The sequence below is a fragment of the Ruegeria sp. SAZD011 genome (assembly GCF_059612545.1).
Genome location: NZ_JBXWQU010000009.1, coordinates 125,066 through 146,675 on the forward strand (window position 1 = coordinate 125,066; position 21,610 = coordinate 146,675).

Here is a 21,610-nt window from a genome sequence, read left to right on the forward strand (position 1 = left end):
ACGGGGCCTTAATCGCCCTTCGCGCGCTTGCCCCCGGAGGGGTGCGGATGCCACCATGTCCTTGTCAGAGCGGTAACCTTACGCCCCGACAAAGATTGACAGGTTTGGTAACGTTGAGCAGCAGTAACACGATGACAGTCAAAAGCGCCTTTTCCCGTGCCGTCTCCCGCCCGCTGTTCCGGGCGCTTGCCGTGGTTTCGGGCCTCGGGCTTGCAGCCTGTGATACTGTCCCGCTCGAGGATACTCCGACCCGCGCGCAGACGCCCGGCCTGTCGCTGGAGCCGATGAAGAGCTTTGGCGCCACCCGGGTGCAGCCGCCGCAACGGTCGAACGGCAACATTGCCGCCGATTTTCTGGCCCTGCATTTCCAGCTGGAAAGCGGGCGCGACCTGCCGGTGTTTACCCGGTTCGAGACCCCGATCACCGTGCGCGTGACCGGCTCGCCGCCCGCAAGCCTGCAACCGGACCTGACCCGGCTGCTGGGGCGCCTGCGCGGTGAGGCCGGGATCGACATCCGTCAGGTCAGCGACGCCAGCGCCAATATCACCATCGAGGCCGTCAGCCGCGAGGAGATCGGCCGCGCCCTGCCCCATGCCGCCTGTTTCGTGGTTCCCAACGTGTCGAGCCTGGCCGAATTCCGCCGCGACCGCCGCAAGGACAAGACCAACTGGGCCAACCTGCGCAAGCGCGAGCGGCTGGGCATCTTCGTACCCTATGACAGCAGCCCGCAAGAGCTGCGCGACTGCCTGCACGAGGAATTGGCACAGGCGATCGGGCCGCTCAACGACCTCTACCGCCTGCCGGATTCGGTGTTCAACGACGACAATATCCACACCATCCTGACCGGGTTCGACATGCTGGTGCTGCGTGCCACCTATGCGCCGGAACTGCGCAGCGGCATGAGCCAGGCCCAGGTCGCCGCAGTGCTGCCCGACCTGCTGGGCCGGCTCAACCCGCGCGGCGTCACCGTTGCCGCGCAACCGGTCGTGTCGACCCCGCGCGCCTGGATCGATCAGGTACAGGCCGCACTTGGCCCCGGAACGGCCTATCAGGCCCGGCTGGACGCCGCCAACCGAGCCGCGCAGATGGCCCAGTCCTGGGGCTGGGTGGACCAGCGCCGCGCCTTTGGCCACTACATGCTTGGCCGGATGCTGCAAACCGCCGATCCCGATCTGGCACAGCGGCATTTCACGACCGCCATGCAGGTGCTGCAATCGACACCGGGCACCCGGCTGCATCAGGCCTATGTGACCACCCAGACCGCCGCCTTTGCCATCTCGCGCGGCGATGGTGCCGGGGCGCTGGCCCAGCTGCGCCCGATGCGTGACGTCGCCGCCCAGGCCGAGAATGCCGCGCTGCTGGCCACCCTCATGATGCTCGAGGCCGAGGCGCTGACCCTGTTGGGCAAAACCGACGCTGCCCGCGACCTGCGGCTGGACAGTGTCGGCTGGGCGCGGTACGGGTTCGGCTCGGACTGGGCGGTTCGGGCCAAGATGCAGGAGATCGCGGCCCTGAACCCCCGCAACGCACTGGGCGGGTAAGAACGCATGATTGTCATCGCAGCGGCGCTGTTCGGCGCCTTGCTTGGCGGGCTGACCGCCAAGCGACGTAACGGCACAACCGCGGATATCGCGCAATATGCTGCGGGCTACGCGATTGCCTTCGCGCTCCTCGGGATGATAGCAACATTGGTGATCCACCGTCTGATGGTCTGAGCCGATGTTCCTGCCCTTTTTCGAGAATTTGCGCAAAGCCGGGGTTCCGGTGTCACTGCGCGAATACCTGACCTTTCTCGAAGGCATGAAAAAGGGGCTGGCGACCTACGATGTCGAGGCCTTCTATTACCTGGCCCGCGTCTCGATGGTGAAGGACGAGCGCAATATAGACAAGTTCGACCGCGCCTTTGCCGCCAGTTTCAAGGGACTCGAAGAGATCACCTTTGAGCAGGTGATGGAGGCCGTGGACATCCCCGCCGACTGGCTGGAGAAGATGGCCGAAAAACACCTGTCGCCCGAGGAAAAGGCCGAGATCGAGGCGCTGGGCGGGTTCGACAAGCTGATGGAGACGCTGCGCGAGCGGCTCAAGGAACAACAGGGCCGCCACCAGGGCGGCAACAAGTGGATCGGCACCGCCGGCACCTCGCCCTTTGGCGCCTATGGCTACAACCCCGAAGGGGTGCGGATCGGCCAGAAGGAAAGTCGCCACCAGCGCGCGGTCAAGGTCTGGGACAAGCGCGAGTTCAAGAATCTCGACGACACGGTCGAACTGGGCACCCGCAACATAAAGGTGGCGCTGAAACGGCTGCGCCGCTGGGCGCGCGAGGGCGCCGCGATGGAGTTGGACCTGGATGGCACCATCCGCGCCACCGCCGAACACGGCTATCTGGACGTCAAGGAACGCCCCGAACGGCATAACGCGGTCAAGGTGGTGCTGTTCCTTGACGTGGGCGGCTCGATGGACCCGCATGTGAAGGTGGTGGAAGAGCTGTTTTCGGCCGCCCGCACCGAGTTCAAGCATCTGGAATATTACTACTTTCACAATTGCCTCTACGAAGGCGTCTGGCGCGACAACCGTCGCCGCTGGGATGCGCAGATCCCCACCCATGAGGTGCTGCGCACTTATGGGCCCGATTACAAATGCATCTTCGTGGGCGATGCCTCGATGAGCCCCTACGAAATCGCCTATCCCGGCGGTGCCAACGAGCATTGGAACCAGGAGGCGGGCCAGGTCTGGCTGGCGCGCGCGCGCGAGCAATGGGCCAGCAACCTCTGGATCAACCCGGTGCCCGAGAAATACTGGGACTATACCCATTCGATCGGCATGATCCGCGAGATATTCGAGGATCGGATGGTGCCGATGACCCTGTCGGGGCTGGAACAGGGCATGCGGGTGCTGACCCGCTGACCCCCAGCTGCGCGGCGGCCAGCGGCTTCATGCGTTCAGTACACAACCCCGGCACAAACCGGTTCGCCGGTCTCGGTGGTGGACAGGTTATAGCCTTCGGGACAGACCGGATTGCCCAGTTTGTCGAATGAGGGGGCTTCAAGGATCTGTACCGGCTCGGGCTCAGGCTCGGAACAGCCCATCAGCGGAAGCGCAAAGGCAATCAAAAGGGTCAATCTGGTCGTCATCGCTCGTGGTTCCTCGCATCAAGATGTGCGGCTGCATCGGGCCGCCCGTGGCACGCTAGGCGCGAGCTCTTTGGCGCGACAAGCCCCCTGCGTGGACCCGGATGAAACCGGCGGAAACCCTGTCTGCGGTGCCGGATGCGGGGGCAGAACTCTGCCCAGGATGGCGCCCTGCCCACCGGACCGACCCGTCATCGGCGGCTTGCCGCTTGCCCCCGTCGCCGGAACGCCCCATATCTGATCCATGTTGCGTGTCACCCCGATCCTGCTGGCGGTTCTCTACGCCTTTGCCATGTACCATTTCTCGGCCTGGCGGACCCGGCGCGAGCTGGATGCCCGCTCGACCGAGCTGGCCGACCCGGCGCTGAAACGGCTGACCGACCGGCTGGCGGCGGCGCTGGGCGTGGCGCGGGTGCCGGTGCATATCTATGAAATCGACCCGGTCAACGGGTTGGCCGCGCCTGACGGGCGCATCTTCATCACCCGCGGCTTCTACCGCAAATATCAAAGCGGCGAGGTTACCGGCGAAGAGCTGACCTCGGTCATTGCGCATGAGCTGGGGCATGTGGCGCTGGGCCATTCGCGGCGGCGGATGATCGACTTTTCCGGCCAGAACGCCATGCGCACCGCGCTGGCCATGCTGCTGGGCCGGTTCATCCCCTTTTTCGGGGTCTGGATCGCCAATATGCTGACCACCCTGCTTGCCGCGCGACTAAGCCGCGCCGACGAATATGAGGCCGACGCCTATGCCGCCGCCCTGCTGACCAAGGCCGGCATCGGTGTGGCGCCGCAAAAGGCGCTGTTTCACAAGCTTGACGCGCTCACTGCGCAGCGCGCCGGGGTGGCGCCCGCATGGCTGCTCAGTCATCCCAAAACCGCCGAGCGCATCGCCGCGCTTGACCGGCTCGAAGCGCGCTGGCAGGCCCATTGATCCTCAGGACCGACCCGCATGCTCTATTCCCTGCTCGACCTTGCCCCGGTGCCCGAGGGCAGCGATATTCCCCAGGCGCTGGCCAACAGCGGCGATCTGGCCGCGCATGCCGAGGCGTTGGGGTATCATCGTTACTGGCTGGCCGAGCATCACAACATGCCCGGCATCGCCAGCGCCGCGACCGCGGTGCTGATCGGCCATATCGCCAGCCGGACCAAGACCATGCGGATCGGTGCGGGCGGCATCATGCTGCCCAATCATGCGCCCTACATGGTGGCCGAGGCCTTTGGCACACTCGCGTCGCTCTATGGCGACCGCATCGACCTGGGGCTGGGGCGGGCGCCCGGGACCGATATGGCGACCGCCCGCGCCCTGCGCCGGGGGCTGTCCCAGCAGGACAGTTTCCCTCAGGATGTGATCGACCTGATCGGCTTTCTTGGCCCCGAGGATCCAGAGGCACGGGTGCGCGCCTTTCCCGGCCAGAACACCCATGTGCCGGTGTGGATCCTGGGGTCCAGCCTCTATGGCGCGCAACTGGCGGCTCAACTGGGCCTGCCATATGCTTTTGCCTCGCATTTCGCGCCACAGGCGCTGGAGGAGGCGCTGGAGATTTATCGCCGCAGCTTCCGCCCCTCGGTCTATCTGGATCACCCCCATGCGATGATGGCGATCAATGTCTTTGCCGCCGAAACCGACGCTGAAGGGGTACGCCTGCGCACCACCATGCAACAGGCCTTTGCCCGGCTCAGGCTGGGGCGGCCCGGCAAACTGCCGACGCCGGTTGACGATATCGCCGCGCATCTGGATCGCGCCACGCTGGCCGGGGTGAATGCCGCGCTCAGCGTTTCGGCGGTGGGCAGCCCCGAGACGGTCAGATCCCAGCTGTCCGAGATCATCGACCGTTATCAGCCCGACGAAGTGATCCTGACCGGGCAGATCCACGATCACGCCGCGCGCAAACGTTCGTTCGAAATCGCCGCCGGAATCCTGCGCTCACTCTGAGCGGTGGTGTTCCAGCGCCTTGCCCAGCCGAGGCAGGCGCGCCTTTTTCATCAGACTGCGGAGGGTCCAAGTCTCGCCCGACAGGCGATTGGCCTCATCCAGCATTTTTTCAGCCATGAGGGCCATATTTTCCGAGTCGTCGCTGAAAAATTGCAAAAGGAACGCATCCGGGTCGATCCGCTCCAGCCCTTCCTCGGCCAGGATGTTGCGCGGGAAATCGGCGCGGTTGAGGGTCACGATCACATCCGCAGATCCGGCGATGGCCGTGGCCAGCACATGGATATCCGCCGGATCGGGCAGCCACAGCCGCGCCTCGACACCGGGCGCGGGCGGCACCTCGGCCCTGGGCCAGGCGGCGCGGGTCAGGGCGATCTCGGCGCGCGCCTGCGCCTCGCCCGCCGGTCCCAGCTTGACCGCCGCACGCGCCCATTCCTCAAAAATGCGGGCCGACCAGAGCGGGGTGAAATGCCCCAGCCGCGCCGCACCCAGCAGCATCTCGCGCATGACCGTGGGATAGATCACGCAAGTGTCGAGCACCGCTTTCACAGCCGGAAGAACACCGCCTTGAGATAGCCGCTCTCGGCCAGTTGCGGCAATTGCGGATGATCCGGCCCGGCAAAGCCGGTATGGATCAGCTGCGCGCTGCGCCCGGCGCGGCCGATGCCGCGCACGCTGGCCTCGCGGAACCGCGACAGGTCGGCGGCATGCGAGCAGGAGCAGAGACCCAGATAGCCGCCCGGTCGCACCAGCGCCGCGGCAAGCCGCGCCACCCGTTCGTAGGCGCGCAGGCCTGCGTCCAGCGCCTGTTTCGAGGGCGCGAAAGCGGGCGGATCGCAGATCACCACGTCGAATGTCTCGCCTTCCTCGCCCAGCGTGGTCAGCACGTCGAACGCATCGCCCTGCCGTGTCTCGAACCGCCCGGCCAGACCCGAGGCCAGCGCCCCCTGTTCGGCCAAGGCCAGCGCCGGGGCCGAGCCATCGACCGCCAGCGCGCTGCCGGCGCCGCCGGCCAGCATCGCCAGCGCAAAGCCGCCCACATGAGAGAACACGTCGAGCACCCGCGCACCCTGCCCCGCCAGCCGCGCGGCAAAGGCATGGTTCGGGCGCTGGTCGTAGAACAGGCCGGTTTTCTGGCCGCCGGTCAGATCGGCCATATAGGTCACCCCATTCATCGGCACAGGAAGCGGCGCCACCGGCGCCGCCCCGGACAGCACCGCGTTCTTGTCATCCAGCCCTTCGAGAGACCGCGTCCGGCCCGAAGCATTCTTCAGAACCGTGTTCACGCCGGTTACCTTGATCAGTGCCGCGCTCAGCAGTTCCAGATGCGCCTCGGCCCAGGCGGCGTTGGGCTGGATCACGCAGGCGTCACCAAACCGGTCGATGATCACACCCGGAAAGCCATCGGCCTCGGCATGGACGAGCCGGTAGAAGGGCGCGTCAAACAGGCGTTCGCGCAGTGCCAGCGCCCGGGTCAGCCGCGTCTCGAACCAGGCGGCATCGAGCACCGCGTCCGGATCGCGGTCCAGCATCCGGGCGAGGATGCGCGAGCCAGGATTGACCGCCACCAGCCCCAGCGGCGCGCGGTTGTCATCCTCGAGCACCGCAACCGTGCCCGGCGCGATCTTGCGGGTGCGGCGGTCGGTGACCACCTCGTTGTCGAACACCCAAGGCGCCCCGTGACGGATGGCACGGGCGTTGGCCTTGGGCTTCAGGCGGATGCGGGGACGGTCAAAAACGTCAGAGGGCGCTGTCATGAGCGCCCTCTTAATCTCATTCCCGTTGGCTGGGAAGTGTCAGAGACGATTCATCACCTGGATGATGCCCAACGAGGCGTTCTCGTAGCCTTCGGGGTTGATCAGCTCTTGCTGGATCACCCATGTCAGGTGGTCGGTGATGCGGACCTTCTGGGTCTGACCGCGGGCCTCGGCGTTGATCGCCTGCTGGCCGCCAAAGGCCTCCAGATCGGCGCGAACCTCGCGCGGCGGGGTCAACTGCTCACCCGTAACCGGATCCTTGAGGACCATGTCAAAGGTGATCGCGTGCACGCCGCCGGTGGTATAGCGCGCCTTTTCGGTCAAGGCGTGGAACCGCTTGACGACGATTTCCAGATCGGCCTTGACCGGGCCGCTCAGCGGGCTGACGCCACGCACCATCGCGTCCTGCACGATCTTCTGAACCTGGGCGTGACGATCGCCGATCGGATCCTCGCGCCACACGATGTCGCCGCGCGGCAGATAGCTGTTGCGCTCGGACACCTTCAAAGAGCGCGGCACCAGTACGGTGACCGAGTTGATGGTCACGGGCGCCTGCCCTGCAACCAAGCCGCCAACTCCCGGCTCTTGCGTCGCTGCGCGCGCAACGGTGTCGATGTCGGCATGCGGGATCACCACCTGCCCCACCGCCGCGGTTGACTGGACCCGGCTTTCCGGTTGCAGCAGGTCATACCCCGCCGGAGCCGTAATCGACGTGGTCGGCAATTGCTCGTAAGGGGCGTTCCGGGTCGGGACATCGACGGCCGTGCAGGCCGCAACCGACAGGCCCAGACCGGCAAGCAGGATCATCCGCATGGTTTTCATGTCTCTTCTCCATTTTCGGGTTCCGACTCCCACAGCCGCACCCGTTTGAGGAGAATTTGCCCCGCAATTAGGGCAACTTTGCGACAAATTCCGTACGTTTCAGAGATTGTTTCCGATCCGGGATCACTCAGTTTCTGGGTCGGCTACGCCATCCGCCACGTCGGCGGGGCGCCTGTTCGGCGCTCAGCCCGTCCTGCATGACGGCGGTCATGGGATGATCGGGCGCCTCGGCCCCATAGCGCCCGTGCAGGTCCGCCAACGCGTCGCGCTGGTCTGTTCCCACCGGCAGGCTGAGCGCCCAGTCAAGGAATATGGTGCGGCATTCGGGGGCCGTGATCCCCTCGATCCTGTAGGCCTCGTAGATCAGACCCTTGGGGTCATGCGGGTCACCCGTCTTCGGCATCCTCTGGTCCTCCCACCGCGGCGCCAATCAGCGCCGCCGCCTCGGCATATGTCGTCTCCAGCGCCGCCTCCAGCGCCGCCATGTCCTCGAACCCGGTGCTGCGGCAGAGGAAGGCCGCGCCGCCCTCGCCGATCCGCTCCGCGTCGATCATCTCGCCCGACAGCAGCCGCGCCGCCGTCTGTACCGACCAGCATAGGTCATAGGCACGGGTCAGCGACTGCGCATCCGCGACATCCAGCCATCCAGCGGCGACCGCACCTTGCAGGCCCTGCGCCACATCGCGCGCGGCGCTGCCCGACAACAGCGCGCCGGTCTGCGCCACCAGTTCGATATCCAGCATCCGGCCCGGCCCGGTCTTGGCATCCCACACTCCGGCGGGCTGTTTCGCCGCCGCCAGCCGGGCGCGCATCTCGGCCACCTCGCGCAGCACCTTGTCGCGGTCGGCAGGGCGGTTCAGAAGCTCTTGGCGGAACCGCTCGATATCCGCGCCCAATGCCTCTGAACCCGCCACCGGACGGGCACGGGTCAGCGCAAGATGCTCCCACACCCAGGCCTCGTTCAGCTGGTATTCGGTAAAGCTGGTCCAACTGGTCGCCACCGGTCCCTGGGTGCCAGAGGGGCGCAGGCGCATGTCGACCTCGTACAGCTTGCCCTGCGACATTGGCGCGGTCAGCGCGGTGATCAGCGCCTGCGTGAGCCTTGCGTAATAGGGCCGGGTCGCCAGCGGGCGCGGCCCGTCCGAGCCTTCGGCGTCTTCGGGGTCATAGATCACGATCAGGTCAAGGTCGGATTGCGCATTGATCCGCCCCGCCCCCAGCGAGCCCATGCCCAGCACCGTGGCGCCACGTCCGGGCGGCGTGCCGTGTTTGCGGGCGAATTGGGCCTCAACCACCGGAAACAGCGCCGAGATCACCGCCTCGGCCAGTTCGGCATATTGCGCGCCGGCGCGGGCGCCGTCGATCAGCCCGCGCAGATGGTGCACGCCGATGCGGAAATGCCATTCCTTGGTCCAGCGCCGCGCCATGTCGAGCCGGGCCTCGTAATCGTCCTCGGCGGCCAGACGCTCGGCCAGATCGGCGCGCAGCGCCGCCCCGCCCGGCCAGTCGTCGAAGAACGAGCCGCCGATCACCGCGTCAAAGACCGAGGCATTGCGCGACAGGAAGGTCGCCAGCGCATGGCTGGTACCGACGATATCGACCAACAGGTCGATCAGTTGCGGATTGGCCTCGAACAGGGAAAACAGCTGCACCCCGGCGGGCAGCCCGGCCAGAAAGCCATCGAGCGCCAGCAGCGCCTCGTCCGGTTTGGCGGTGCGCGCCAGCCGCGCCAGCAATTCGGGCTTCAGCCGCTCAAAGATACGCCGCCCCCGCTGCGAGCGCAGCGCCGGATAGGTAGGCCAGCGCGACAGCACATTGTCGTCGAACACCACCTCTGCTGGAACGGCGGGCGCCGGGGCGGCGGCGCTGTCGGGGGCAAAGAAATCCTCGGTCAGCCCATGCACCTCGGTCAGGCGCCGGGTCAGGTCGGCGCGCAGCTCGGCGGCGTCGATCCCCATCAGGCAGGCCACGCGGGCAATGCCCTCTTCGGTCTGCGGAATGCGGTGGGTCTGGGCGTCATGCACCATCTGGATGCGGTGTTCGACCTCGCGGTGGGCGCGGTAGTGGCGGGTGAGCGCCTCGGCCACCTCGGGCGGCACCCAGCCCTTGGCCGCCAATGCCGCCAGCCCCTCGACCGTGCCGCGCAAGCGCAGGTCTCGGTCGCGCCCGCCCGCGATCAACTGCCGGGTCTGGGTAAAGAACTCGATCTCGCGAATGCCGCCCCGGCCCAGCTTCATGTCATGGCCCGGAATGGTCAGGGCGCCGCCGGTGCCCTTGTTCTCGCGAATGCGCAGGCGCATGTCATGGGCGTCCTGGATGGCGGCGAAATCCAGGTGGCGGCGCCAGACAAAGGGGCGCAGGGTTTCAAGGAACCGCCCCCCCGCCGCCAGATCGCCCGCGCAGGGCCGCGCCTTGATATAGGCGGCACGCTCCCAGGTGCGGCCAAGGCTTTCGTAGTAATGTTCCGCCGCCTCCATCGCCAGACAGACCGGGGTGACCGCCGGGTCGGGGCGTAGGCGCAGATCGGTGCGGAACACATAGCCATCGGCGGTCTTGTCGCTGAGCGTGGCGCAGAAATTGCGGGTGGCGCGCACCATGCCCTGACGTGCCTCGAAGAAATCGTCGGGCTCATAGCGGGTTTCGTCAAACAGCACGATCAGGTCGATATCCGAGCTGTAGTTCAGCTCATGCGCGCCCATCTTGCCCATGGCCAGGATCACCATCCCGGCGGCGGTTTCAACATCCGCCTCGGTCTGGCCCGGCAGCTTGCCGCGCCGGATCAGGGCGGCGATCTCGGCCTTGGCGGCCAAATCGGCGGCCAGCGCACCGAAATCGGTGAGCAGCGCGGTCACCTTCTCCAGCGGCCAGGCGCCTGCCAGATCGGCGAGCGCGGTCAACAGCGCCAGCCGCCGCTTGGCCCGGCGCAGCCCTGGTTTCAACTGGTCAGGTGGCAGCGCGCGGGCCGCGGCCAGTTCGGCGGCCACCGCCGCATCGGCATCCTCGAGCGCGGGCGCCAGCCATGCGGCCTCGGCCCGCATCAGCCCCATCAGATAGGGGCTGGTGCCCCCCGCACCGGCGACAAGATCGGCCAGATCGCCCCCCAGTTCGGGCAGCAGGGCACGCGCCTCAGCCCCCAGTTCGGGATCATAGGCACGGGGGAGTCGGGTGATGGCTAGGCGTGTTGTCATGCGCCAAATAGCGCAGCCGCCCCACCCGCCGTCAATGCGTCAAAACTTGACCTTTGCCACCAGTGCGGGCAGTTCTGCGCCATGAGCAAGAGCCTGAAACGGGTCCGCGCCGCACTCGAGGCCGCGCAGGTCGCCACCGAAATCCGCGAGACGGGAAATGCCCGCACGGCCGAGGACGCCGCTGCCGCCGTCGGCTGTGCGCTGAACCAGATCGTCAAGTCGATCATCTTTCAGCAAAGGGACGGCGATGCACTGGCGCTGTTTCTGACCGCTGGCGGCAACCAGGTCGATCCGGACCGTGCCGCCGCCCTGTTCGGCGCGCCGCTGTCACGTGCCGACGCCGATACCGTGCGCAACAAGACGGGTTTTGCCATCGGCGGTGTCGCACCCGTCGGGCATCTGTCCCCGGTGGCCAGTTTCATGGATCCCGCGCTGATGGTCTTTCCGGTGGTCTGGGCCGCAGCAGGCACGCCGCGCCATGTCTTTTCGATTGCTCCGGCAGAGCTTCAGCGTCTGACCGGCGCCGCAGCCGCCAATTTCGTCAGGATGGGTTGATCAGAGCAAGAACCTGGCCGAGCAGCACGGTCCAGCCAAACAGCCCCAGCACGACGCTGGGCAACAACCACCAGCCCGCCGGCATCCGATTGTCCCGACACCGTACGTCCCGACCTGCGTTATGTGCCGTCTGTTCCGGCATGGTCGCCCCTGTTTCCCTATCGACAAGAGTATAGGTTCTGGAAATTATCAAAACCCAAATTTTCTGAACGCGCAACTCTTGATTGCATATTGAGCGAACACTCGCCGAAACCATGATGTAAATCTTTTTCACATACCCTCTTGCATTGTCTCGCTCACCGCCCCACATCGGTAATGTGAAAGACATTCACATCAACTGATCTGGAGACCACGATGACCATGATGACCGACCCCGTCGCCGCCCCGTCAAATCCGGGTTGGCTGCACCGAAGCGAAGCCTGGCTGGACAGCAAGGGCAAAGGCGCCTGGATCGCTGCCATGGTCCTTGGCTTTGTCTTCTTCTGGCCCATCGGCCTCGCCCTTCTCGCCTACATGATCTGGAGCAAACGCATGTTCAGCAAATCCTGCACCCGCCGCAAAGCCTGGAGCCATCACGGCATGCGGGCGATGTCGACCACCGGCAACAGCGCCTTTGACGCCTACAAGGCCGACACGCTGGCCCGCCTGGAACGCGAACAGGCCGATTTCGAAGCCTTCCTCCACCGCCTGCGCGAAGCCAAGGACAAGGCCGAGTTCGACGAGTTCATGGACGAGCGCGTCCGCAGGGCCCGCGATGACGAGAGTGCCCGCGACGACAAGGGCGAAGACAACGCCTAAGCCCAACGTGGCCGCCCCTTCGCGGGCGGCCCTCACACGCAAACGGACCCTGCCCCGATGACCCACCTCCCCCATCCCGACCACCAGCCGGAGTTTTATCAGAGCATCCCGGCCAAGCGGTTCTTTGCCTGGGTGTTCGACACCTGCGTCATCCTGATTCTCAGCCTCATTGTGGTACTGTTGACCGCCTTTGTCGGCGCCTTTGTCTGGCCGCTGCTCTATCTGGTGGTGGGCTTTGTCTACCGCGTCGCCACCATCGCCGGCGGCTCGGCCACCTGGGGCATGCGCTTTGTCGGGATCGAGCTGCGCGATGCCTACGGCGCCCGCCTGAACGGCGGCCAGGCGCTGGCCCATACCGCGGGCTATACCGTCAGCATGGCCTTGCCGATCCTTCAGGTGATCTCGATCCTGATGATGCTGACCGGATCGCGCGCCCAGGGCCTGACCGATGCGGTGCTGGGCACCGTGGCGCTGAACCGGCGGGCCTACGCTTAACTCTTGTGACTTTGGTCACTTGGCGGGTCCCGGATCGGTTGTTATCATCCGCCGAGGAACAGACGGGACCCCCATGCGCCACACCCTGCCCATTGCGCCACAATTCTACGTGACCGCTCCGCAACCCTGCCCGTATTTGCCGGACAGGATGGAGCGGAAACTGTTCACCGCGCTCCAGGGTGAAGGCGCCGAACGGCTGAACAATGCGCTGTCACAACAGGGGTTCCGCCGCTCGCAGAATGTGCTTTACCGCCCCTCCTGCGCCGATTGCGCCGCCTGTCTCTCGGCCCGGATCGACGTCGCAGCCTTTCAACCCAGCCGCAGTCAGAAACGCGCCCTGCGCCGCAACGCGCATCTGACCCGGCGCGCCACCTCGCCATGGGCCACAGACGAGCAATACGAACTGTTCCGCCGCTATCTCGACAGCCGCCATGCCGATGGCGGCATGGCCGACATGGATGTGTTCGAATTCGCCGCGATGATCGAAGAGACGCCGATCCGCAGCCGGGTAATCGAATATGCCCATCGCGACACCCGCGCGCTGACCGCGGTCAGTCTGACCGATGTGCTCGATGACGGGCTCAGCATGGTCTATTCCTTCTACGACCCGGACCTGCACCGGGACTCGCTTGGCACCCATATGATCCTCGATCACATCGACATCGCACGCGAGGCGGGTCTACCCTATGTCTATCTTGGCTATTGGGTGCCCGACAGCCCCAAGATGGGTTACAAGTCCCGCTTCTCAGGGCTCGAAATCTATCTGGGCGGTCGCTGGCAGGCGATGAAGAACCCGCAGGCGCATGACGCCATCCAGCATCCGCTGTCGACCGATCCCATCGCCGAACAGGTCGCGAATATCCAGCTCCCTGACCGTTGGCCCACCCGCGACTGAGATTGCTTTTTCCAAGCGAGTGAAGGCGTAGCCAACCGCAGACGCGATCCGCGTCTCAACCGCCAGTGCCCGCCCCCCCCCGGTCCTGCATCTTCCTCTTGCCTGAAATATCCCGGGGATGAATTGCCCCAGAGGGGCAAGAAGGGGCAGCGCCCCTTGACCGGAACTCAAAAAGCAAAGGGGGCCCAGAGGCCCCCTTTTCCGTTTGGTAACACCCAGATCAGTTCGGGATCAGCGCCGGAACGATGGTCACGATCGACGGGAAGCTCCACAGGATCGCGATCCCTACCACCTGGATGATCACGAAAGGCACGATACCGCGATAGATATGGCCCGTGGTCACCTCCTTCGGCGCCACCCCGCGCAGATAGAACAGGGCAAAGCCGAAAGGTGGCGTCAGGAACGAGGTCTGCAGGTTCACCGCCACCATGATGGTCACCCATTTCGGGTCGAAGGACCCGCCATAGATCACCGGCCCGACAATCGGGATCACGATATAGATGATCTCGAGGAAATCGAGCACGAAGCCCAGCACGAAGAGCACCAGCATCACGATCAGGAAGACCTTGAACTCGTTGTCGAAGCTCTTCAGGAACTGCTGGATGTAATGCTCGCCGCCAAAGCTGATCACCACAAGATTGAGCAGCTGCGACCCGATCAGGATGGTGAACACCATCGAGGTCACCTTGGCCGTCTCGCGCACGATCGGTGACAGGACACCGCCGGCAAACAGCACCCAGCAGCCGAACAGCAATCCGCCCAGCGCATAGATATAGGTCGCATAGGCAAAGACGAAGGCAATCCAGGTTTCGACGCTGACACCGTCCTGATTGATGCGCAGGTCGAAATTCACCCCGATCAGCAGGCAGATGATGATGGCGAAGGTGGACCAGATGATCACCTTTCCCGACCGGCCCTCATCGCGCAGCTTGCGATAGGCCGCCAGCATGATGGCCCCGCCCGCACCCAGTGCCGCCGCCGGAGTGGGGTTGGTGATACCGCCCAGGATCGACCCCAGCACCGCGATGATCAGAACCAGCGGCGGGAACACCACCCGGATAAGATCGTTGCCGGTGCAACGGATCGCAGCTTCCTTGCAGCCATAGAGCGCCAGGACCAGGGGCAGCAACAGGATCAGCACCGTCACCCCGGGAGAGGTCAGCGGCCCGATGAACAGGATATCGGCCAGCAGCATCAGGACCAGACCCAGCCCGCCCACGAGAAGCGGTTTCGGATCACGCGAGGGCGCGATGCCCCGGCCCACCACCAGCGTCAGACCCAGCAGCACCGCGATCACCGCGACACCCGTACCAATCGGCGCGGCTCCGGCGATCTTTTCCGCGCGGGCTTCGGCGATCTCCTCTGCGGTCAGGCGGTGTGATTCCTGCACCCCGCCCGCGGCGTCGATCTCCTCCTGCTCGGCCACCGCCGAGTCCCAGGCTTCCTGCCCGTGCAGCGCGATCATCGATGCCTTGCATTCGGCTCCGACATTGGTGCGCAGGCTGGCGCTCTTGGAACTGTCGGAAAAGGTCGAGACCGTCACGTCCTGACTTCCCACGATACCAAGACTGCCCAGCAGCAGCACCCCGGCAATCAGCGCCGCCGGCGCCCCCAGCAGCCAGGTCAGCCCCTCGGCGCGGGTGATCGGCTCGCCCGTACCGCCGCCCAGCTCGACCGCCGGCGCCTTGTCGGGATTCAGCAGCGCATAGCCAAAGGCATAAAGCGCATAAAGCAGAGCCAGCAGGATGCCCGGCAGCAGCGCTGCCTGGAACAGGGTACCGACCGACACGACCGCCGGTTCGCCCAGATAAGTCAGCGCGTCGGTACAGCCCGCCTCGATGGCGCGGGTCTCCTGCGCGGTCGAATAGAGGTCGCCCGCCAGCGTGCCCAGCAGAACGATCACGATCGAGGGCGGAATGATCTGCCCCAATGTGCCGCTCGCCGCGATCACACCGGTCGCCAGTTCCGGCGAGTAGTTGTTGCGCAGCATGGTGGGCAGGGCCAGCAGGCCCATGGTCACCACGGTGGCGCCGACGATCCCGGTCGAGGCAGCCAGAAACGCGCCCACGACCACGATCGACACCGCCAGACCGCCGGGCAGCGGGCCAAAGACGCGCGCCATGGTGGTCAGCAGATCGTTGGCGATCTTCGAACGCTCCAGCGTGATGCCCATCAGCACGAACATCAGCACCGCCAGCAGCGTCTCGATGGACTGGCCCGCCAGCACCCGCTCGTTCATCCGGTTCACGATGAAGGAGACGTTGCGATCCATCGCCGTCTGCCAGCCGCCCTGGAACACATGTTCGGCGACCCGTGGCAATTCGGGGTATCGGAAGACCGAGATCACATCCGGTTTGACCCCGGAACCGATCAGATCGTTATAGGCCTGCGACGAGGTGTCGATAGCCTGGTGGATCAGCAGCCCCGCGCTGTCCAGCGCGGCGATGATACCGAATGAGATGATGCCGGCGCCGCCGATGGCAAAGGCCACCGGAAATCCCGACAGGATGCCTCCGAAGAGACAGAGAAAGACGATAATGAGGCCGATTTCGACGCCATCAAGACCGAATAGCATGTTCCCGGTTCCTATTCTTAATGCGTGCCTTCATAGGCCTCTTCGCCCTCGCCAAGAGTATCCTTGTCGAGATATTTACCCGCGCTGCTCTCGCCTTCGACGAATTCGAGCCAGGAGCGGTAGAAAAAGGCGACTGCGTGGATGAACACCATGGCGGCAAACGTGATCAGCAGGATCTTGAACAGGAAATACCCGTTGAACCCGTTGGGACTGAACCCGATGGTCTCCACGTTCCAGCGCAGCGCCCGAGATTTCATCAGCAGGCGGTCAAGCTGGTCGCTGGCCGAAGGGTTCGGCACGATCAGATGCCGCCACAGAAAGTACCAGCCGTAAAGCCAGGTCACCACTGCCATGGGCATCATGAACAGAAGCGATCCGGCCATGTCCACCACCCGTTTTCCACGGTGGCTGAGGCCGGAATAAATCAGGTCGACGCGGACATGACCGCCCTGCACGAACGTGTAGGTGGCGCAAAGGCAGACAACCATGGCGTTGTAAAGCTTCAGCTCTTCGGACCACCAGCTGACGTCGAGCGTCACCGGGATGCCAAAGCCAAAGGACAGATCGGGCCGTGCAAAGACGCGCTGCATGAACACGATGATGATCTGTTGCAGCACCATCAGCAGGCCCGCCCAGGCAAAGAAGCGCCCGACCGTGTTGGCGAAACCTTCGAGCCCGCGCACCATCAACCACATGAACGAGCGGAAATACATTCCGATCGCGGTGAGGACCAGAACGAAGGTGAAGACCACGAAGAAGAACTCGACCGAGCCGCCATAATAGACAAAGCGCATGATCGAGGCCTTGTCGGACCAGTCCAGCCAGAGCTGTGGATGGGTGACCGCGTAGCCGAAATTATAGAATGCCTCGGCGATGTTCTGAAACAGCCAGATCAGACCGTTCCACAGGGCGCCGAAAAAGGAGATACCGTTATCGTCCTGCATGATGTCCCCGATTCAGGAGTGCCGGATCGTCCTGCGGAACAGCGCCGCAAGGTCCTGGCAAAGCGTAGGCCCCCCGCCCTGGGGCGGGGGTCCGGTATTGGCCGCTTGGCGGGATCAGCCCAGAACGCGGTCGCGCTGTGCGGTGTAGACGCCCGACGACATGTTCAGCCAGGCCGACGAGGATTTCATCGACGCCATGGCGCTGTCGTGGATCTTCTTGAACAGCTCGTCGCCCATGTTCTCGGCCATGACTTCCTGGCTCGCCTTGCCGAAGGCATCCCAGACGCTGTCGGGGAATTCCAGGACCTTGACGCCACCGGCCTGCAGACGCTGCAGCGCCGAACCGTTGTTGGACAGGAACTGGGCCAGGTTCCACTGGTGGCATTCGGCGGATGCAACCTCGATGATCTTCTGATGCGCGGGGCTCAGGCTCTCGAACACGTCACGGTTGGTGGCAACCGACAGACCTGCACCCGGCTCGTGGAAGCCCGCGGTGTAATAGGTCTTGGTGATCTCCTGGAAGCCGGCCTTTTCGTCCGCCCAGGGGCCGATCCACTCGGTGCCGTCGATGGCACCCGAGGACAGCGCTTGGTACACTTCCGAACCCGGAATGTTCTGAACGCTTGCGCCCAGCTTGCCCAGCGCCTTGCCGCCCAGGCCCGGCATGCGGAACTTCAGACCGTTGAAATCCTCGGGGCCATTGATCTCTTTCGAGAACCAGCCACCGGCCTGCGCGCCGGTGTTGCCGCCCAGGAAGGATTTCAGGCCAAAGATCTGGCCCAGCTCGTCATGCAGCTCGTGGCCGCCATCGTGATAGTACCAGTTCACCAGTTCCTGCGCGGTCATGCCAAAGGGCACCGCGGTAAAGAACGCATAGCCCGGATGCTGACCGACGAAGTAATAGTCGGCGCCGTGATACATGTCGGCCTGGCCCGAGGAAACGGCGTCGAACACTTCGAACGCACCCACCAGTTCGCCGGCGGCCTTCAGGTCGACAGTCAGGTTGCCATCGGACATGGCGGTGATGTTGTCGGCGACGCGCTGTGCCGAATCATGCACACCGGCCAGACCGCGACCCCAGGTGGTGACCATGGTCAGGGTCCGCTTGCCCTGAGCATAGGCCGGAGCGGCCAGAGCGGTGGTGGCAGCCGCGGCAGCGCCGCCCATGGCCGAGGTTTTCAGAAAAGAACGACGATCCATAAGAGTATTTCCTCCCCTTGCAAGTCATGAACGCCCGCCGGGTCATCCCGGTGGGCGGATCGTTTCCAGTGTCGCAAGGGTAACGAGCGATGATCCGCTCTGTGAATACCTAGTACTACGTAGCAGCGCGGAAAAATGCGGCCACTGACCTAGAAATCCACTGTTTTTCGGGCACTGCGCGACCACACAAGTGCGTGGCGGCCGGTCACGACTTGATCGCATGCTTTGATTTTGCCGCCGGTTTTGCGTATCGATTCGCCATGCACCGCCTGCGCAACCTGATCCGCCCCAACTACGCCCAGAAGATCTCGCTTCTGGCGACGCTGCCGCTTGTGGTGGCGGTGGCCGCCATCGCAGCGCTGGTGGCCTATCAGGCCCGCACCCTGGCCGAACGCGAGATCCAGGCGCTGGAGCGGCAGCTGTTGCAGGCAAAGAAGGCCGAACTGCGCAACTACGTCACCCAGGCGCGCAACGGCTTTGCCCATATCTATGGCCCCGCCGCGCCTGACGATGAAGAGGCCAAGACACAGGTCGCACAGATGCTGGCGGCGATGATCTACGGACAGGACGGGTTCTTTTTCGTCTACGATTACGAGGGCAAGAACCTGGTCAGCCCGCGCCAGACCGAATTCATCAACCGCAACTGGGAGGGGTTGACCGACAGCAAGGGCGTACCGGTTGTGGACGAGTTCATCCGCCTCGCCCGGCAGGGCGCGGGCTGGCATTCCTTCATGTGGGAGAAACCATCGACCGGGGAAGAGGCGCAGATGGTGGCCTATGTGGTGGGCTTGCAAGACTGGCGCTGGGCGGTGGGCACCGGGGTGTTCATCGACGACGTGCTGGCCTCGGTCGCAGCGGCCCGGGCCGAGACACAGGCCCGCGTCCGCCGCACCTTTGTCTATATCGGCGCCATCGCGCTGGCGGCGCTGCTGATCGTGTTCGGCTCGGGCATGGTTCTGAACATCCGCGAACGCCGGCTGGCCGATGCCAAGCTCAAGGAACTGACGCAACGGGTGTTCGACGCGCAAGAGGAAGAGCGCGGGCGGGTGGCGCGCGAGTTGCATGACGGTATCAGCCAGATCCTGGTGGGGGTGCGCTATGCGCTGGACAATGCCCGTCGCCGGTTGGCACGCGGCGATCATGACGGCGCCGAACCGCCGCTGGACAAGGGGATCGAGAACCTCGGCATCGCGATCACCGAGGTGCGCCGCATCAGCCGCGACCTGCGCCCCGGCGTGCTCGACGATCTGGGCCTTGGTCCGGCATTGAAATCGCTGACCGACGATTTCCGCGAGCGCACCGGCATCGCGACCGATTTCACCACCGTGGTGTTCCGCAACCGGCTGGATCACAACAGCAAGATCGCGCTCTACCGCATCGCCCAGGAGGCGCTGACCAATATCGAGCGTCATTCGGGCGCAACCCGGGTCTCGATCGACCTGCGCGGCCACAAGAAGGGCGCCACCATGCGCATCTCGGACAATGGCCGCGGCATCCGCTCGACCCCGGGCAAACCCGGCCCCGGCCTGGGCCTGCGCAACATGCAGGAACGGATCGAACAGCTTGACGGCAGCCTGCGCATCCTGTCATCCCGCGGCGCGCAGACCGGCACCGTGATCGAGGTGAGCCTGCCGCTGAGCCACCTGTTGCCGCCCCAGGAGGAGCCGGCGTCGAAGAGAAAGGCCCTGCCATGACCGACACCCCCGTCCGCGTTCTGATCGTCGACGATCACCCGATGGTGGCCGAAGGCATTCAGGCCATTCTCGAAAGCTATGACGACATTCAGGTGATCGGCACCGTGGGCGACGGGCGCGAGGCGGTGGGCCGCGCTCTGGCGCTGCTGCCCGATGTGATCCTGATGGATCTGAACATGCCCGGTCTCGGCGGGCTGGGCGCAACCGAGATCATCCTGGAGCAGATGCCCGATACCCGCATTCTGATCCTGTCCATGCATGACAGCCCCGAATATATCTCCACCGCGCTCAGCCATGGCGCCATGGGCTATGTGCTCAAGGACGTGCCGACCGAAGAGATCAAGCAGGCCGTCGACGCGGTGATGCGGGGCGAGCGGTATCTGTGCACCGGTGCCAAGGGCTCGCTGGAGCCAAAGGAGGGCGAGGAGGCGCGCGAGGCGCTGACCGGGCGCGAACAGACCATCCTGCTGCAACTGGCGCAGGGCAAGTCGAACAAGGAAGTGGCCATCGCGCTCGATATCTCGGTGCGCACGGTGGAAACCCACCGCAAGAACATCAAGCGCAAGCTCGGCATTTCCTCGACCGCCGGGCTGACCCGCTATGCGCTGGAACACGGCGTACTGCAAGGCACCGGCGTCGGTCTCTGACCCGGCAGCGGCACCGGCTCGGATCAGTCCCGCAACGCGTCTGCGCGCAATCCCGCGCGCTGGTGATGCCGGGGCAGCACCCTGCCATACAGCTGCCGCGTCCGTTCGACCCCACCGCACATCCCCTCGGTCTCGACAAACGAGAAGATACCCACATAACGCCGTCGCGGCCCCTCGACCGGGGCGACCCGATGCAGCGCGTATCGGCCCTTGAAGATCTGCAAATCACCCGGTTGCAGGTCCAGCACCCGGACCCGGTCGCGGGCACCCGCCAACACCTCGGCCACGCCCTCGAAATTCTCGTCGCTCGCCGTTCGCAGGTCGGGCACATATTCAAACGCGCCACCCGCGCTGCCGTTCTGGATCGCCAGCGTGACCGTGAAATTGTTGGTGTCGAAATGCCAGGGGAAGCCCTGCCCCGTTTCGACCGCGTTTACGATCACATCCGCCAGCGGGTCGTCATAGCGAAAGAACCTGTTTTCCGGCTCACCCAGCACGTCACGGATGAAGGGCATGAAGGGCCCGGCCTCATAGATCCGGCGCAGCGGTCTGTCGGGTGGGAAATTATCGGCCGGCACGAAGGCGTTCGAGCGGTCGAAGAATTGCCGAACCGGGTGGTTGGCGGGCAGGTTCGGGTCGTCCTGCGAGAAATAGACATTGGTGCGGCTGAAGGAGCGATGCCCCAGATGCGCCACCGCATCGGCCTCGGCCACCAGCCGCGCCACGCCAGCGGGATGGGCAAAGCCCGGCAGCACCGCGCAACCGTCCTCGGCGATTTCGCGTCTGAGATCGGCCAGCATGGCCGCATAGGCCGGCGCATCGGGCCGGTCGATCGGATAGCGCCCCAGATCGATCAAATCATGCAATTCCATCGCGTCCTCCTGCTTTGCCGCCCCTACAGGGTCGGTAAACGAGTCGCGGATTTCTGGCCTGTTTCCGGCATCGCGCGCCGCCAATGGATCAGATCCATCATGTGACGACG

22 protein-coding genes are annotated in these 21,610 nt (G+C 64.9%); 11 read left to right on the forward strand and 11 right to left on the reverse strand.

The genetic code is table 11. The features are described from left to right. The first annotated feature begins 131 nt into the window (after positions 1 to 131). Genes AC2FLM_RS01850 through AC2FLM_RS01860 form a run of 3 tightly spaced genes read left to right on the forward strand, consistent with a single transcriptional unit; the run spans position 132 to position 2,904 of the window. Positions 132 to 1,541 (forward strand): DUF2927 domain-containing protein, encoded by a 1,410-nt coding sequence (locus AC2FLM_RS01850; RefSeq protein WP_496855117.1) that lies wholly within the window; start codon positions 132 to 134, stop codon positions 1,539 to 1,541. A 6-nt stretch (positions 1,542 to 1,547) separates the two neighbouring features. Further along, on the forward strand, positions 1,548 to 1,715 hold the full coding sequence (locus AC2FLM_RS01855; protein WP_011048221.1) for a hypothetical protein: 168 nt from the start codon (positions 1,548 to 1,550) through the stop codon (positions 1,713 to 1,715). Positions 1,716 to 1,719: 4 nt separating this feature from the next. Next, on the forward strand, positions 1,720 to 2,904 hold the full coding sequence (locus tag AC2FLM_RS01860; protein ID WP_496855119.1) for a vWA domain-containing protein: 1,185 nt from the start codon (positions 1,720 to 1,722) through the stop codon (positions 2,902 to 2,904). A gap of 35 nt (positions 2,905 to 2,939) precedes the next feature. Here the strand turns inward: AC2FLM_RS01860 and AC2FLM_RS01865 are convergent, their stop codons facing one another. Then, positions 2,940 to 3,131, reverse strand: a complete 192-nt coding sequence (locus tag AC2FLM_RS01865) for a hypothetical protein (protein WP_496855121.1) — start codon at positions 3,129 to 3,131, stop codon at positions 2,940 to 2,942. Positions 3,132 to 3,372: 241 nt separating this feature from the next. On the opposite strand from AC2FLM_RS01865, the gene AC2FLM_RS01870 reads away from it, so the two are divergent. Both AC2FLM_RS01870 and AC2FLM_RS01875 read left to right on the forward strand, forming a co-directional pair. Further along, complete coding sequence (locus AC2FLM_RS01870) at positions 3,373 to 4,059, forward strand: M48 family metalloprotease (RefSeq protein ID WP_234145440.1); 687 nt, start codon at positions 3,373 to 3,375, stop codon at positions 4,057 to 4,059. A gap of 18 nt (positions 4,060 to 4,077) precedes the next feature. Continuing rightward, positions 4,078 to 5,061, forward strand: coding sequence for an LLM class flavin-dependent oxidoreductase (locus AC2FLM_RS01875; protein ID WP_496855123.1), 984 nt, complete (start codon positions 4,078 to 4,080; stop codon positions 5,059 to 5,061). On the opposite strand, the gene AC2FLM_RS01880 is transcribed toward AC2FLM_RS01875, so the two are convergent. The 5 genes from AC2FLM_RS01880 to AC2FLM_RS01900 all read right to left on the reverse strand — a co-directional run bounded on the left by AC2FLM_RS01880 (position 5,053) and on the right by AC2FLM_RS01900 (position 10,825). Next, entirely contained in the window at positions 5,053 to 5,607 is a 555-nt protein-coding gene (locus AC2FLM_RS01880) for an RSP_2648 family PIN domain-containing protein (RefSeq protein WP_496855125.1), read from the reverse strand. The two genes, AC2FLM_RS01875 and AC2FLM_RS01880, sit on opposite strands and share 9 nt — an antisense overlap. Next, entirely contained in the window at positions 5,604 to 6,815 is a 1,212-nt protein-coding gene (locus tag AC2FLM_RS01885; protein ID WP_496855127.1) for an RSP_2647 family RNA methyltransferase, read from the reverse strand. Before AC2FLM_RS01885 ends, AC2FLM_RS01880 begins: the two co-directional genes overlap by 4 nt. Before the next feature lie 39 nt (positions 6,816 to 6,854). After that, a complete protein-coding gene (locus AC2FLM_RS01890; protein ID WP_496855129.1) occupies positions 6,855 to 7,637 on the reverse strand; it encodes a DUF6778 family protein in 783 nt (260 codons plus the stop codon). A gap of 127 nt (positions 7,638 to 7,764) precedes the next feature. Further along, positions 7,765 to 8,040 (reverse strand): hypothetical protein, encoded by a 276-nt coding sequence (locus tag AC2FLM_RS01895; RefSeq protein WP_234136282.1) that lies wholly within the window; start codon positions 8,038 to 8,040, stop codon positions 7,765 to 7,767. Beyond that, positions 8,024 to 10,825 (reverse strand): [protein-PII] uridylyltransferase family protein, encoded by a 2,802-nt coding sequence (locus AC2FLM_RS01900; protein ID WP_496855132.1) that lies wholly within the window; start codon positions 10,823 to 10,825, stop codon positions 8,024 to 8,026. Before AC2FLM_RS01900 ends, AC2FLM_RS01895 begins: the two co-directional genes overlap by 17 nt. Before the next feature lie 81 nt (positions 10,826 to 10,906). On the opposite strand from AC2FLM_RS01900, the gene AC2FLM_RS01905 reads away from it, so the two are divergent. After that, on the forward strand, positions 10,907 to 11,380 hold the full coding sequence (locus AC2FLM_RS01905; protein WP_496855134.1) for a YbaK/EbsC family protein: 474 nt from the start codon (positions 10,907 to 10,909) through the stop codon (positions 11,378 to 11,380). Here the strand turns inward: AC2FLM_RS01905 and AC2FLM_RS01910 are convergent. After that, positions 11,367 to 11,654, reverse strand: coding sequence for a hypothetical protein (locus tag AC2FLM_RS01910; RefSeq protein ID WP_496855136.1), 288 nt, complete (start codon positions 11,652 to 11,654; stop codon positions 11,367 to 11,369). The genes AC2FLM_RS01905 and AC2FLM_RS01910 overlap by 14 nt on opposite strands. An 80-nt stretch (positions 11,655 to 11,734) precedes the next feature. Here AC2FLM_RS01910 and AC2FLM_RS01915 point away from each other — a divergent pair, with 80 nt between their 5' ends. From AC2FLM_RS01915 to AC2FLM_RS01925, 3 genes are all read left to right on the forward strand, one after another. Beyond that, positions 11,735 to 12,178 (forward strand): DUF2852 domain-containing protein, encoded by a 444-nt coding sequence (locus AC2FLM_RS01915; protein WP_234218416.1) that lies wholly within the window; start codon positions 11,735 to 11,737, stop codon positions 12,176 to 12,178. A gap of 57 nt (positions 12,179 to 12,235) precedes the next feature. Further along, the gene (locus AC2FLM_RS01920; RefSeq protein WP_496855138.1) at positions 12,236 to 12,673 is read left to right on the forward strand and encodes an RDD family protein; all 438 of its coding nucleotides are present in this window, start codon (positions 12,236 to 12,238) and stop codon (positions 12,671 to 12,673) included. Positions 12,674 to 12,746: 73 nt separating this feature from the next. Then, a complete protein-coding gene (locus AC2FLM_RS01925) occupies positions 12,747 to 13,568 on the forward strand; it encodes an arginyltransferase (RefSeq protein WP_496855140.1) in 822 nt (273 codons plus the stop codon). A gap of 220 nt (positions 13,569 to 13,788) precedes the next feature. On the opposite strand, the gene AC2FLM_RS01930 is transcribed toward AC2FLM_RS01925, so the two are convergent. The 3 genes from AC2FLM_RS01930 to AC2FLM_RS01940 form a co-directional block, all read right to left on the reverse strand. Continuing rightward, entirely contained in the window at positions 13,789 to 16,143 is a 2,355-nt protein-coding gene (locus AC2FLM_RS01930; protein ID WP_496855142.1) for a TRAP transporter large permease, read from the reverse strand. A gap of 17 nt (positions 16,144 to 16,160) precedes the next feature. Then, complete coding sequence (locus tag AC2FLM_RS01935) at positions 16,161 to 17,087, reverse strand: TRAP transporter small permease subunit (protein WP_234218413.1); 927 nt, start codon at positions 17,085 to 17,087, stop codon at positions 16,161 to 16,163. A 114-nt stretch (positions 17,088 to 17,201) separates the two neighbouring features. Then, positions 17,202 to 18,287 carry a TRAP transporter substrate-binding protein gene (locus AC2FLM_RS01940; protein ID WP_234215927.1) on the reverse strand — a complete coding sequence of 362 codons (1,086 nt, stop codon included), beginning with the start codon at positions 18,285 to 18,287 and terminating at the stop codon, positions 17,202 to 17,204. A 260-nt stretch (positions 18,288 to 18,547) separates the two neighbouring features. Here AC2FLM_RS01940 and AC2FLM_RS01945 point away from each other — a divergent pair, with 260 nt between their 5' ends. After that, complete coding sequence (locus tag AC2FLM_RS01945; RefSeq protein ID WP_234136273.1) at positions 18,548 to 19,981, forward strand: cache domain-containing protein; 1,434 nt, start codon at positions 18,548 to 18,550, stop codon at positions 19,979 to 19,981. Further along, positions 19,978 to 20,628 carry a response regulator transcription factor gene (locus AC2FLM_RS01950; RefSeq protein ID WP_234162371.1) on the forward strand — a complete coding sequence of 217 codons (651 nt, stop codon included), beginning with the start codon at positions 19,978 to 19,980 and terminating at the stop codon, positions 20,626 to 20,628. Before AC2FLM_RS01945 ends, AC2FLM_RS01950 begins: the two co-directional genes overlap by 4 nt. Positions 20,629 to 20,651: 23 nt before the next feature. On the opposite strand, the gene AC2FLM_RS01955 is transcribed toward AC2FLM_RS01950, so the two are convergent. Further along, positions 20,652 to 21,500: a HalD/BesD family halogenase gene (locus tag AC2FLM_RS01955; RefSeq protein WP_234218411.1), complete on the reverse strand. Its 849-nt coding sequence runs from the start codon at positions 21,498 to 21,500 to the stop codon at positions 20,652 to 20,654. Positions 21,501 to 21,610 lie beyond the last annotated feature (110 nt).